This is a genomic window from Sphingobacterium composti, assembly GCF_009829075.1.
GTDB classification, from domain to species: Bacteria; Bacteroidota; Bacteroidia; order Sphingobacteriales; family Sphingobacteriaceae; genus Sphingobacterium; species Sphingobacterium composti.
On the sequence record NZ_WUQZ01000003.1, the window covers coordinates 193,902 to 208,401 of the forward strand.

13 protein-coding genes are annotated in these 14,500 nt (G+C 32.4%); all 13 read left to right on the forward strand.

Translation table 11 applies throughout. From position 1 onward, the window contains the following. Nucleotides 1-2: 2 nt before the first annotated feature. Nucleotides 3-962, forward strand: coding sequence for an MraY family glycosyltransferase (locus GOQ17_RS03515; RefSeq protein ID WP_159634847.1), 960 nt, complete (start codon nucleotides 3-5; stop codon nucleotides 960-962). Further along, nucleotides 949-1,416, forward strand: coding sequence for a WxcM-like domain-containing protein (locus tag GOQ17_RS03520; protein ID WP_159634850.1), 468 nt, complete (start codon nucleotides 949-951; stop codon nucleotides 1,414-1,416). Before GOQ17_RS03515 ends, GOQ17_RS03520 begins: the two co-directional genes overlap by 14 nt. A 100-nt stretch (nucleotides 1,417-1,516) precedes the next feature. Then, entirely contained in the window at nucleotides 1,517-2,290 is a 774-nt protein-coding gene (locus tag GOQ17_RS03525) for a polysaccharide biosynthesis/export family protein (protein WP_159634853.1), read from the forward strand. Between the two features lie 8 nt (nucleotides 2,291-2,298). Next, the gene (locus GOQ17_RS03530; RefSeq protein ID WP_159634856.1) at nucleotides 2,299-4,668 is read left to right on the forward strand and encodes a GumC family protein; all 2,370 of its coding nucleotides are present in this window, start codon (nucleotides 2,299-2,301) and stop codon (nucleotides 4,666-4,668) included. Nucleotides 4,669-4,847: 179 nt separating this feature from the next. After that, nucleotides 4,848-5,963: an MraY family glycosyltransferase gene (locus GOQ17_RS03535; RefSeq protein ID WP_159634859.1), complete on the forward strand. Its 1,116-nt coding sequence runs from the start codon at nucleotides 4,848-4,850 to the stop codon at nucleotides 5,961-5,963. Between the two features lie 18 nt (nucleotides 5,964-5,981). Beyond that, entirely contained in the window at nucleotides 5,982-6,944 is a 963-nt protein-coding gene (locus GOQ17_RS03540) for an NAD-dependent epimerase/dehydratase family protein (RefSeq protein ID WP_159634862.1), read from the forward strand. 50 nt (nucleotides 6,945-6,994) lie between these two features. Beyond that, entirely contained in the window at nucleotides 6,995-8,005 is a 1,011-nt protein-coding gene (pseB, locus tag GOQ17_RS03545; RefSeq protein ID WP_159634865.1) for a UDP-N-acetylglucosamine 4,6-dehydratase (inverting), read from the forward strand. 4 nt (nucleotides 8,006-8,009) lie between these two features. Beyond that, the gene (gene pseC, locus GOQ17_RS03550) at nucleotides 8,010-9,197 is read left to right on the forward strand and encodes a UDP-4-amino-4,6-dideoxy-N-acetyl-beta-L-altrosamine transaminase (RefSeq protein WP_159634868.1); all 1,188 of its coding nucleotides are present in this window, start codon (nucleotides 8,010-8,012) and stop codon (nucleotides 9,195-9,197) included. Then, nucleotides 9,187-9,882, forward strand: a complete 696-nt coding sequence (gene pseF / locus GOQ17_RS03555; protein WP_201288499.1) for a pseudaminic acid cytidylyltransferase — start codon at nucleotides 9,187-9,189, stop codon at nucleotides 9,880-9,882. Before pseC ends, pseF begins: the two co-directional genes overlap by 11 nt. Continuing rightward, nucleotides 9,857-10,867, forward strand: a complete 1,011-nt coding sequence (locus tag GOQ17_RS03560; protein ID WP_159634874.1) for a GNAT family N-acetyltransferase — start codon at nucleotides 9,857-9,859, stop codon at nucleotides 10,865-10,867. The genes pseF and GOQ17_RS03560 overlap by 26 nt, the downstream gene beginning before the upstream one ends. Continuing rightward, on the forward strand, nucleotides 10,854-11,900 hold the full coding sequence (pseI, locus tag GOQ17_RS03565; protein WP_159634877.1) for a pseudaminic acid synthase: 1,047 nt from the start codon (nucleotides 10,854-10,856) through the stop codon (nucleotides 11,898-11,900). Before GOQ17_RS03560 ends, pseI begins: the two co-directional genes overlap by 14 nt. Then, nucleotides 11,893-13,296, forward strand: coding sequence for a lipopolysaccharide biosynthesis protein (locus GOQ17_RS03570; RefSeq protein WP_159634880.1), 1,404 nt, complete (start codon nucleotides 11,893-11,895; stop codon nucleotides 13,294-13,296). The genes pseI and GOQ17_RS03570 overlap by 8 nt, the downstream gene beginning before the upstream one ends. Continuing rightward, on the forward strand, nucleotides 13,296-14,495 hold the full coding sequence (locus GOQ17_RS03575) for a hypothetical protein (protein ID WP_159634883.1): 1,200 nt from the start codon (nucleotides 13,296-13,298) through the stop codon (nucleotides 14,493-14,495). The genes GOQ17_RS03570 and GOQ17_RS03575 overlap by 1 nt, the downstream gene beginning before the upstream one ends. Nucleotides 14,496-14,500: the final 5 nt, after the last annotated feature.

A 14,500-nucleotide genomic window follows, 5' to 3' on the forward strand; every position in this document is an offset into this window, starting at 1 on the left:
TAATGATTTATTTAATCGTTTTTGTAACACTATTTATTTTGGAGTTAGTATACTTCAAGATTGCAGATCGCTATAATATTATTGACAAACCAAATGAGCGATCATCCCATACGCAAATTACATTACGTGGGGGGGGAATTATATTTTATTTGGCAGCGCTTATATATTTTATTTGGTCAGGATTTCAATACCCATGGTTTTTTCTTGGTTTGACTATGATGGCTATCGTTTCGTTTGCTGATGATGTATTGACCTTATCCAATAAATTGAGATTGCTAATTCATTTTTCATCAGTATTATTAATGGCGTATGAATTGCAAATATTTTCTTTACCATGGTACTATTTGATAGGTTCATTTATAATTATTGTAGGGGTAATTAATGCCTACAATTTTATGGATGGAATTAATGGGATAACAGCTTGTTATAGTCTAGCAGTAGGAGGACTGTTAGCAATTGTAAATAATCAATTAAAATTCATTGACCAAGACTTATTGCTGTTTACTTTGTTGGGGGTAGTTGTATTTGCTTTTTTCAACTTTCGAAATAAGGCTAAAAGTTTTGCTGGTGATGTAGGATCAGTAGCCATCGCCTTTATTTTACTATTCGCTATAGGTAAACTAATTCTGGAAACAGGTAATTTTATATACATATTATTTTTAGCAGTATATGGTATTGATGCTGTCTGGACGATAGTAAGACGTTTATATCTCAAAGAGAATATCTTTAAGGCGCATCGATCACATTTATATCAATTTTTAGGAAATGAAGCGGACATGAATAAATTGCTAATATCATTTTTGTACGGAGTTTTACAATTTCTGATAGGATACATAACAATTATTATTACTAAAGAGAATTTCCAATTTCAAATGTTATTTGCTATAACTACACTAACTGTTTTAAGTGCTTTATATTTAGGTTTTAAGACTTATATAATCAATCGATATGTTAAATCATAATAATAAACGGAATACCGTTGAAACTATAAAAGGTGGGGTAGCAAAAGATGCGCGAGGTCAAATTCGTTTTGTTAACGATTTTGACATGAGTTTAGTAAAAAGATTTTATATCATAAAAAATGGTGATACAGAACTTATAAGAGGATGGCGTGCGCATCGTATAGAACAACGTTGGTTTTATGTATTATCGGGTAGTTTTGAAGTTAAAATTGTTAAAATAGATAACTGGGCTAATCCTTCTAAAGATTTGCCAATAGAGACTTTAAATCTATCAACAGAAAACTTAGAGGTATTACATTTACAAGTTGGCTATGGTACAGCACTAAGGGCTTTAGAGGACAACTCAGAATTATTAGTTTTTGCGGATCATGGAATTGAGCATGCTTCCTTAGATGATTATACTTGGCCTGTAGATTATTTTGTTGAAATGAGGGATATATCTTTGGGTCTCTAAACTAGAATTAGGTATATTTTTATTAGTTGCTACTAGATAGTACAAAAATGATTATTTTTGCTGATATGCAATTTAGATTTTGCGTCTTATAATTTCAATTATGAAAAGGAAAACCCTATATATTTTATTTATACTCAGTTTGACTATTTTGTCTTGTGCTTCTCGCAAAGACCTTGTATATTTTCAACCATCAGATACTGTTGAGTTGAGGACTAATTATGAAAATAATACTCCTAAACTGCAAGCTGGAGATATTCTTGCAATATCTGTTACAGCAGATGATGTAAGAGCTACGCAGCCATTCAACCAAATTTCTGCATATCAGGGAACAAATGGAACTATACAAAGTACTAATCCCTTTATACCTACTTATGCTATTGATAATAATGGATTTATTGATTTTCCTAAGCTGGGTAAAATCAAATTGGCTGGAAAGACCAGGACAGAGGCAATTGATTACTTACGTACAGAAGTAAGTAAATATATTGTTAGTCCAGGCATTAGTATGGAAATACGCAATTTTAGGGTTACAATATTGGGGGAAGTTAAAAGTCCAGGAACATACCCTATTAATAACGATCGTATTACATTGCTTGAAGCAATCGGACTTGCAGGAGATTTAACTATAAACGGAGTTAGAAAAAATGTATTAGTAGTTCGCGAACAGAATGGTGTAAAAAGCGAATATCGAGTAGACTTGACTTCGAGAAACGCATTAAATTCTCCTGTTTTTTATTTAGCGCAGAATGATGTAGTTTATGTAGAGCCAAACGGGGCGCGTATACAATCATCAAAGTATACACAAAATACGTCAATCTTTGTCTCTGTAGCAAGTATTGTTATTGGTCTTATTACACTTATTGTTCGAAATTAAAATAATTTATGACTAACGAATCACCGCAACCTGTTCAAGAGGAATCAGAAATAAACTTAAGACAATTATTCGAGCAGTATGCTTATTTTTGGAAATGGTTTTTATTGTCATTAATTCTATGTGTTTGTGCATCCATACTTTATTTGCGTTATGCGGAAAGAATATATAAAGTAGAGGCGAAAATTTTATTGCAAGATGAAAAACAAGCTTCCGGAGAATTAGCAGGTCTATCAGAGTTGGCTTCAATAGCTGGTGGAGGAAGTCAGACATCGGCATTTGTTTCAGATCAAATTGATGTAATCAAATCTCGAAGAATTCTGAGAAAAGTTATTGAATCAAATAGACTCAATATAACCTATACAGCTAAAGGTAATGTTAAGAAATCAGGGTTATTAGAGAAGGATTCTCCTGTAAAGATTGTTCTACTGGATCCGAACAATAAAAATGTTGATAGTATATCATATCAGGTTAAAGTGTCTCAGACTGATGGTAAGATAAGAGTTACAGATGACAATCAAGTTATTGAAGATTATACGTACGGAAAGAAATTCGTAACTCCAATAGGAGCGATGATGATTGTTCCAAATCCCTCTAGAAACATTAATTATACATTAATTATTCAGGTTTCCCCTATAGAAAAAGTAATTGACAATTTGTTAGCGGGTATTCAAGTTACACCTAATAAGGAGAAGCAATCATTTATTGTAAATTTTTCAATGAACCATCCTAATAGGGAAATGGCTGCGTTGATTTTAAACTCTTTAGTTCAACAATATGATGCAGATGCTGCAAAGGATAAGATTAAAGTTTCTAGGACTACCTCTGATTTTATTAATAATCGTTTAGCGTTAATTACAAAAGATTTGTCCTCTTCAGATTCTCGTGTTGCTGATTATAAAGACCGAAATAATTTGGTTGATATGAACTCTGAAGTGCAGATGTATATGCAAACAGCATCAGAGAATGAACGGAAGTTAATTGAATATCAGACACAGTTACGCTTAGCTGATATGATGCGCGAAACGGTAACAGAGGATAATAGTTTATTGCCATCTAATATTGGTCTTAACGATCCGTCGATACAAGCTACCGTTAAGTCTTATAATGATTTGGTGTTAGAGAGGGAAGATTTATTAAAATCAGCAACACCCGATAATCCCATAGTTCAGAACCTAGATAAGAATATTCGGGATTTAAAAGTAAACTTAAATACTTCTTTAAATAATTATAGAAATGTTTTAGCGACCAATGTAAATAGTATACAAGCACAAACAAGTAAGTATACTAACAAATTGGGGCAGTTACCAAATCAAGAAAAAAATTATAAAGATATTTCAAGACAACAGCAGATCTACGAATCATTATATTTGTTTCTACTTCAAAAGCGCGAAGAAACGGAGATAAAATTAGCTGCAACACCAGATAATTTGAAGATTATTGATGAAGCTTATGGATCTTCAATTCCTGTAGCTCCTAAAAAGGCTATAGTTTTATTAGGTGCAATTATTCTAGGTTTTATTATTCCTTTTGTTGTTTTATATATAAAATTCTTATTAGACAATAAAGTTCAATCTCGTCGTGATATAGAATCTGAATTTCCTGCGCCTATACTTGGTGAAGTTCCTAGTTCAGAATACCCAATTATTAAAGAGAATGATAGATCTTCGTTGGCGGAAGCTATTCGTATTTTACGTACGAACATCTCTTTTATGCTCACGAAGAAAAAAGGAGAAAGCGCTGTAATTTATGTCACTTCCACTACTTCTGGTGAGGGTAAGTCTTTTATAGCTACTAACTTGGCTAAAATATTAGCTATGTCGGGAAAGAAAGTTTTGTTGCTAGGAGCCGATATTCGTTCACCAAAGGTTTTAGATTATTTAGGATTGTCACACTTACAGCATACTAATATTGGTATCACGCAATATTTAATTAATCCTGATATGCCATTATCAGAGATTATAATACGTAAGCCAGCTCCGTATGATTTTGATATTATTTATTCAGGTTATATTGCTCCTAATCCTGCGGAATTGTTGATGAATGGTCATTTTGCAGATATTATTGAGTTTGGTCGTGAAAATTATGATTTTGTTATCGTAGATACAGCCCCAGTAAGTTTAGTTACTGATACAATTTTAATAGCTGAACATGCTGATTTAACAATATATGTAACCAGAGCTAATTACCTTGACAAGCGTTTACTTAATGTTCCAAAAGAGTTGTATTATCAAAGAAAACTTCAGAATATGGCAGTGGTAATCAATGATGTAGATTTCAAACGTGGTTATGGCTATGGTTATGGCTACGGATATGGCTATGGAGACGATATTAAGAAAAAATCCTTTCTAGAAAGAGTGAAAAAATTTCTAAATATTTAATAAATCAAATGAGTTCTTTAAGAACTCATTTTTTTTTGTAACTTAATGCCTACATATGATAAACATCTTAACCGTAAGTTTGTATTTACGTTAAATTAACCTATTAATATTTGTATTTTTGCATTCTAGTCGAGGTTTGTATTCCCATGGAAAATAATGCTCGATAGATATAATCTATTATGGAATATTTAATACTTTCAGTTCCTTTTATTTTAGCTATCCTTATAGGGAGGACAATCATTCCTTACATTTTGCTTGTTACCTATAAGAAGCGTTTGTTTGATCCAATTGATGCTCGTAAACTCCATCATACTGCGATTCCAAGATTAGGTGGGCTAGCTTTTATGCCAATTCAATTATGTTTACTCGCAATATTTTTAGTTGTAATGTATAATTTTGGACTAGAAAAAAATTTTTCCAACACAATAAGCACTTGGAAGATAATGCCCATGTTTGTCGTATGGGGTGTGGGCATAGTTATGCTTTTTATCGTTGGAATAGCTGATGACTTAGTACATGTACATTATAAATGGAAGTTTTTTGTACAAATTCTTGCTGCGTCATTATTTCCAATGGCTGGCTTATGGATAAATGATTTATATGGTTTTTTGTTCATTGTAGGAATTCCTTTTTGGCTAGGTGCATTACTGACTGTTTTTGCAACAGTATTAGTTATTAATTCTATTAATCTTATCGATGGCTTAGATGGATTATGTTCAGGTTTAGTCTGTGTCAGTTGTTTAGTAATGGGCGGTCTCTTTTTGTATTATGGAGCCTGGATTCATACTTTGTTGGCATGGATAACCGCTGGTGTATTGTTCCCTTTTTTCTATTATAACGTATTCGGAGTTTCTAAGCGTAGAAGAAGGATTTTCATGGGTGATACTGGTAGTATGACATTGGGTTATACCGTAGCATTTTTGGCTATTAGTTATTCTATGAATTTGAGAGAAATAAAGCCTTTTACAGAGGGTGCAATTGTTGTCGCTTTTTCAACACTTTTAGTTCCCATTTTTGATGTAGTGCGGGTAATCGTTGTGCGGTTTTATAATGGTAAGCCTTTGTTTAAAGCAGATAGGAGTCATTTACATCATAAATTATTAAGAGCAGGATTGTCACATAGAGCAGCTATGTTGTCTATTATCGGCCTATCTTTATTTTTTTCAATATTCAATTTAATATCTGTAAATTATATTAGTAATAATATAGTAATATTAATAGATTTAATATTGTGGATTTTACTAACTATATCCTTCAATTTTGTAGTTAGAAGTAGAGATATTGCTGGTAAATAAATTTTAAACCATTCAAACATGAATATTGCAATAATTGGTGGATCTGGATTTGTTGGTAAAAATTTGATTAATAAATTATTACCATCTGAATATATAACTTCTATTATTAATATTGACAAGAATGTCAATTCTTCTCATCCATCATTGACTTATCAGGGTAATGTATTAGATGTTGAGAGCCTTAAACAACATCTCAAAGGCATTGATATTGTTATTCTTCTAGCTGCAGAGCATCGTGATGATGTGACACCTACATCATTGTATTATGATGTAAATGTACAAGGTATGCGAAATACATTAATTGCTATGGAAGTTAATAATGTGAAACGGATAGTGTTTACAAGTTCTGTAGCTGTTTATGGGTTAGATAAAGCTAATCCAGATGAGTCATTTCCAGCAGATCCTTTTAATCATTATGGAATCAGTAAATGGCAAGCGGAGCAAGTGTTACAAGAGTGGTACAAGGATCATGAAGATTGGAATATTAATATTATACGTCCTACAGTAATTTTTGGAGAGGGAAATAGGGGAAATGTATATAATTTGCTCAACCAAATTGCTTCTGGGAAGTTTATGATGATTGGCAAAGGAAATAACCAAAAGTCAATGTCGTATATTGGTAATATTGTTGCTTTCATACAGTTCTTAGTAGAAAACGTTAAATCAGGATATAATATTTATAATTATGTAGATAAGCCTGACTTCACAACTAATGACTTGGTATATCATACTGGACAAATTCTTGGTACTAATATCCCTGCTGTAAAAATACCGTATGCATTAGGCATGTTGGGAGGATATTGCTTTGATGTATTAGCGTTTCTAACTCGTAAAAAATTATCAATAAGTTCTGTTCGAGTAAAAAAATTCTGCGCCGTTACTAAATACGATTCTACTAAAGCAATGTCTTCTGGATTTGTTCCTCCATATACTATGGAAGAAGGACTCCGTAGAATGCTTAATGCTGAATTTGGGAAATAAAAATAATACTATTTTATATTAACTAATTGAACCAAAAGATAAAGAATAATATGTTATCAGGTAAATCAATATTAATCACAGGTGGTACTGGATCACTTGGAAAGGCCTTAACATCCCATATATTAAGTAATTTTCCAGATGTTAAACGCTTAGTAATATTTTCTAGGGATGAGCAAAAACAATTTCAGATGGCTATGGATTATCCATCAGATAAATTTCCGCAAATTAGATTTTTTATTGGAGATGTTCGCGATAAGGAGAGACTAAATCGTGCATTCAATGGAATTGATTATGTTATTCATGCTGCTGCTATGAAACATGTACCAATAGCTGAATACAATCCAGATGAATGTGTGAAGACTAATATACATGGGGCACAAAATGTAATAGATGCATGTTTTGAAACTAATGTAGAGCGTGTAGTTGCTCTATCCACAGACAAGGCCTGTGCTCCGATTAATCTTTATGGTGCTACAAAACTAGCGTCTGATAAGCTATTTGTTGCAGCAAACAACATTACAGGCAATAACCCTATACGCTTTTCTGTAGTTCGATATGGGAATGTGATGGGATCAAATGGATCTGTAATACCATTTTTTATAAATAAAAGGAAAGATGGAGTATTGCCTATTACGGACCCGAATATGACAAGGTTTAATATTAGTTTGCAGGGTGGAGTCGATATGGTAATGCATGCATTATTTAATGCTTGGGGAGGCGAAATCTTTATTCCTAAAATACCATCTTACAAAATTACCGATGTTGCAGAGGCTATTGCACCGTACTGTGAACATAAGGTAGTAGGTATTAGACCAGGAGAAAAAGTTCATGAAGAGATGATTACACCATCTGACTCATTTTATACCTACGATTTAGGTAAGTACTATACAATTTTACCTGCTGTGACGAAATGGTCTCTAACTGATTTTATTACAGCATTTAATGGGGTAAAAGTTCAAGAAGGATTTGCTTATAATTCTGGAGAAAATACAGAGTGGGAGACTGTTGATGGATTAAGAAAACTTATTAAGGATCATGTTGATCCTACATTTGCCGTATAAGATTATGCAGAATCAAGTAATTCCTTATGGACGCCAAGATATTACAGAGGATGATATTCAGGTTGTCATTGAAACCTTAAAATCAGATTATTTGACTCAAGGGCCAAAGATCAAAGAATTTGAGGACAATTTTGCAAAATATATAGGATGTAAATATGCGGTAGCAGTTTCAAACGGTACAGCTGCACTACACCTTTGTGCGTTGGCTTTGGGAGTAAAACAGGGGGACAAAGTTATAACTACTCCAATTACTTTTGCTGCTTCAGCAAATTGTGTACGATATTGTGGTGGTGAGGTGATTTTCGGAGAAATTGATTCGGAGACTTACTTGTTGGATATAAATTCTGTTAAGGATTTGCTTAAATCTTCTCCAAAAGGGACATATAAAGGAATAATTCCAGTTGATTTTGCAGGAAGGGCCGTTGATTTGGAGCAATATAAAAAATTAGCTGAAGAATATGATCTTTGGATTATAGAAGATGCCTGTCATGCTCCAGGCGGTTATTTTATAGATTCATCTAAGTCTAAGCAATTATGTGGAAATGGTAAATATGCCGATTTGGCAATATTCTCATTTCACCCTGTAAAACATATTGCATCTGGTGAGGGCGGAATGATTACTACAAATGATGAGGAATTGTACAAAAAGCTATTGCAACTAAGAACCCATGGTATCATAAAGGAAAATGAAGGGTATAAAAATAGTATAGAGTTTGCAGGAGGAGATGATCAATATCCAATGTGGTATATGGAAATGCAAGTTTTAGGATACAATTATAGGATTACAGATTTTCAGGCCGCATTAGGGAATAGTCAACTAAAACGTGCTGGAGAAGGATTAGAGCGAAGAAGAGAAATAGCATCACTATATAATAACTATTTTTCAGGTAAATCGTACGTTAGAAGTCAGTCAGGAGTTGTTGAAGGCCACGCGTATCATCTCTATTTATTGGAAGTCGAAGACAGATTAGGATTATATAATTATTTGCGAAGCAAAAACATTTTCGCACAAATACATTATATCCCCTGCCATCTTATGCCATACTATAGAAAGTTTGGTTGGAAAGAAGGAGATCGGCCATATGCAGAGGACTATTATAGACATTGTATTAGTTTACCAATGTATCCTACGCTTACAGAACAGGCTCAGATTTACGTAATGGATTGTGTTAATGAATATTATGAAGAATAATATTTGTATTATCCCTGCTAGAGGAGGAAGTAAAAGGATTCCGAGAAAAAATATTAAAGATTTTTTGGGAAAACCAATTATTGCTTATTCTATTAAAGCTGCATTAGAATCTGGTATTTTTTCTGAGGTTATGGTTTCAACAGACGATATAGAAATTGGAGAATTAGCCATAAAATATGGTGCGAAAGTGCCATTTTATAGATCGGGAGAAAATTCAAATGATTACGCAACAACATTAGATGTTCTGCGAGAAGTAATTGAATGGTATGAATGGCAAAATGAATATTTTGATAATATTTGTTGTATCTATCCAACAGCGCCATTTGTTACTGTTGAAAAGTTGAATTTTGCAATAGATCTATTGACGCATAGTGAATACGACAGTGTTGTTCCTATTGTTCAATATTCATTTCCTATTCAACGCTCTTTCGTACTAGATACTTCTCACAAAGTAAGCTATAAGTTCCCTAGTGATAAGAACGCAAGAAGTCAAGATTTAGAAGCGACTTATCATGATTGTGGACAGTTCTATTTGATGCATAGAAAAGTTTTAGATAAAGATTCAATAGTAACTTCAAATACAGGTGCAATACTATGCACAGAACTTGAGGTTCAAGATATTGATAATGAAATTGATTGGAAATTAGCTGAATTGAAATATGAACTCTTACAAGGTATTAAATAATCAAGTCTTTGAAAGTGGTCATTACTCTATAGTTCCCATAAGATATGAGGATAGGCTAGATATTTTGAAATGGCGTAATGAGCAAATATATCATCTCAGACAAGCAAATCCTTTAACAGAAGATGATCAGGAGGAGTATTTTTCTAATGTAGTTTCTAAACTATTTGATCAAGAAAAGCCTAATCAAATATTGTTTTCCTATTTAAAAGATGAAAATTGTATTGGGTATGGAGGGTTGGTTCACATTAATTGGGTAGATAAGAATGCGGAGATATCATTTATAATGGATACAGCATTAGAAGCTGAGGAGTTCGAATTTCATTGGATGAAATATTTGTCTCTTCTAGAGCAAGTTGCTTTTGATGGTTTAGGATTTCACAAGTTATACACGTATGCTTTCGATATAAGACCTCATCTTTATTTAGCATTAGAAAAATATGGATTTAGTAAGGAAGCCATTCTCCAAGATCACTGTTTGTTTAATGGTGAATTTATAGATGTAGTAATTCATAGTAAGAAAGATTCGGTCTATCTTAGAAAAGCAACATTTGAAGATGTGACCATTACCTACAATTGGGCAAATGATCCTATTACAAGAAAATATTCGTTTAGTAAGGATTATATTCCTTTTGAGAATCATCAAAATTGGTATAAGTCTAAAATAACGGATAAAAATTGTACCTATTTAATATTAGAAAACAGTATCAAAACACCTTTGGGGTCTATTAGGGTAGATGTAAAGGGTGAGGTTGGGTTAATTAGCTATTTGGTTGCTCCAAAGTACCAAGGGAGAGGACTTGGGAAGTTGTTGGTTAAAAATTGTGAGGAGTATTTAGAAAATTACAATCCAATGGTAAAAATATTGGAGGGATATGTTATGGAAGAAAATTTAGCTTCTATCAATATATTTAAGGGATTAGGCTATACAGAAGTATCTACGCAAGAAGGTTTTAAGTTTATAAAAAAGAGACATGAAAATAGGTAATTTTAACATCGATAATTCTAGCCCCGCTTTTATTATCGCTGAGCTTTCGGCAAATCATAATGGCAGTATAGATACCGCCTTGGAGACTATTCGGGCAGCTAAGCGAGCAGGTGCTAATTGCATAAAATTACAAACTTACACTGCAGATACTATTACAATTGATAGTCGAAAAGAAGACTTTTTAATAAAAGGGACAATTTGGGAAGGACGAAATCTGTATGATTTGTATCAACAAGCTTATACACCATGGGAGTGGCATGCTAGGTTATTTGAAGAAGCAAGAAAGGAAGGGCTAGAAATATTTTCATCGCCATTTGATTTTACTTCGGTGGATTTTCTTGAAACTCTTGATGTTCCAGCTTATAAAATAGCTTCTTTTGAAATTACGGACATACCTTTGATCGAATATGTCGCGTCAAAAGAGAAACCTATAATTATTTCTACAGGAATAGCAACCGAACAAGATATTCGATTAGCACTCAATGCTTGCAGTAGAATGGGAAATAATCAAGTCGCATTATTGAAATGTACATCATCATATCCTGCTCCGATTGAAGAAGCGAATATGTGTATGGTGAAGGATTTCAGTGAGAGGTTTAACGTCATCGCTGGACTATCTGATCATACTATGGGTGCTACTGTACCTGTAGTGGCGACATGTTTTGGGGCAAAAATTATTGAGAAGCATTTTATCTTAGATCGATCTATTGGAGGTCCAGATGCATCGTTTTCTATTAATGAACAAGAGTTCACAGAGATGGTAAAGGCTGTAAGAGAGGCTGAAAAGGCAATAGGAATTGTTGATTATGAACTAACGGATAAACAAATAAAGGGAAAGGATTTTTCAAGGTCGTTGTATATTGTTGAAGATTTGAAGGCTGGAGAAATACTTACAAGCAATAATGTACGATCAATACGTCCGGGATTTGGGATGCACCCTAAATATTATAAACAAATTTTAGGCAGTAAAGTTAATCGTGATTTAGAAAAAGGCGAAAGACTTTCTTTTGATATGATTGAGACCAATGCTTAAAAAGCTTTTTTCCCATACTGCTATTTATGGTTTGGCACCACAAGTTGTGAAATTAGCAAATCTTTTTGTTTTGCCTATTATTACACCTTTTTTGACAGAAGAAGATTATGGTATTAATGCTATTATATTAGCCGTTACTGGTGCATTATCTGTTTTTTCTACATTGGGATTGAATATAGTTCTAGCAAATAGTTTCGTGAAATCTGTAAATCAATTTAAATGGTTGTGGAGGCAGATTTATGGTTTTTTGATATGTTGGAATATAGTTTTTTCTATACTTATTACTGGGGTAATTTACCTGTTTATTCCTAAGGAAGCTTTAGAAAATAAATGGGAAATCATATTATTAAATGTTGCTCCATTAGTGCTTTTTTCATCATCGAGTATGTTGGGTACATTATATTATCAATTGAGTCAAAAACCAATGCAAATAGCTATTCGAAACATTATAATAGGAATAGTAGCTGTAGGTCTAAATGTCTATTTCATAAAATATAAGGGAATGGGATATATGGGTTGGTTTTGGACAGGTACAATATCAGGAATATTAATGCAATTAAGCTATTGGTATCACTTAAATTATAAATTGGGAATTAAGCCTATTTTTAATTTTAAAAGGTCTACTATTATGAAGCAAATAAAAACTTGTCTTCCTACTATACCTCATTATTATTCTGGTTATTTGCTAAGTGCCTTTGATAAAGTAATTATGCGATTCTATGCGTTGCCCACAGCAGATATTGGTCGTTACTCAGCAGCACAGACTCCTTCACGATTATTTGAATCCGGGACTTTGGCCGCTAATCAAGCAATTGGTCCATTATTACTTCAGTCTTATAAAAATGATGATAGACAGGCTGAGCGTAAGTTGAATTTTACAGTCATTATTCTTACACTTAGTATGACAAGTATTATCTGCTTATTTATGAAGGAATTACTTCCATTATTAATTAAATCAGAAGGAATGCAGGATATTTATAAGATGGCAATTATTTTAGTGATGGGATATAACTATAGACCAATGTATGTTGCGGCTAATAATAGATTGTTTTATGTTGAAAAAACGAAAGCGCTATTAAAAGTATCTACAATAGCATCAATTATTTCGGTTGTTCTTAATTTGATTACACTCTATTTTTGGGGCGTTGAAGCTGCTGTCTTTACATTTTTATTGTCATTGATGTATATGGGGTATTCCGGATTTTTTATTAAAGAATTTAAGGAGTCCAAAGGTACAAATCATTATCCATTGTTTTGGTTAAGTTTAACCTTACTACTAACAATATGTGTTTATTTTGGGGTCGACCTTAATCTATATATCAAAGCTTTCTTAGCGATATTTTTATTTATTTTAGGTCTAGCTAGCCTGTTTATAAATATTAAAAAGCACTCTTAATGAAAATAATAATTATAGACCATGAACCATACTCTTATCGGCGTGCAAAACATTATTATATTAATGATTTTAGAGCTGTTGGATATGAAGTGGAATACTGGTGTGTATGGCAAGTTTTCGAATATTGTAAAAAACTAAAATATTCTTACCAAGAAAGCGGGGATGGAATTGTTTACTTTTTTGACCTAAACACGCTACTAGCAGAGTTAAACGTGCAGAATACTAAGAGTACCTTCTTGTTTGTAGATTTAAGGTTTAAATTTGATACTGCAATTTTGTTTGAAAAAATTAAAAATAATAACTTTAATTGGGGTAAATTAGCTTATTACCATAATCCAGTTCAAGGTTATTTACATGGTTATGATAAGCACCTTGAGACAGGGATAATTTACCGATTTAAATTCTGGATTCATACAATTTTTAATATTTTAAAGAATATTAAAAACTTGAAAATGTCTGTATTTTTAATTAAGCTGAACTTTATACCAGGATACTACGAAAGCCTCTATACCTCTACTATTCAGTTTTTAACAGGAAATGCAAGAGTTGATCTTAGTCCCAGTAAGAAATATGTTTCATTGAATTATTTTGATATACTTGAATACAATCATCAAAAAACAAAATTATCTTTAATTGATCAGCCTTATATAGTGTTTTTAGACATTTTTTTAGGAAAACATCCTGATTTGGAAATCAATAATTCTGCTAATTATATGGATGTGGAATTATATTATAGCAAGCTTAATCTTTTTTTTGATAAATTGGAGAAATTTTATCAAATGCCAGTTATTATTGCGGCTCATCCTAAATCTGAATATACTAATGAGTTTGGAGAAAGATTATGTATTAAACATCAAACTTCAAATTTAGTGATAAATAGCGAATTGGTCTTGAACCACTGTAGCTTGTCATCAAGCTTTGCTTTGCTATCTAAGAGGCCTTTGGTACATATATATGATTCAACTTTTATCGAAAATTCTGTATTAAGACCTATATATAAAATAGCGTACAATATAGCATCCCAAATAAATGGACCAATAATTAATATCGATAATTTTGATTTAAAAGAATTAAAATATTATAAAGTAGATGATATTTTATATGATAAAGCTTTGGAGAAATATTTTAGATCAAAAAATCAAAATAATCTAGACGATTATGAAATAATTCGTGAAAATATAGAAATAATACTTAATTAACCTTT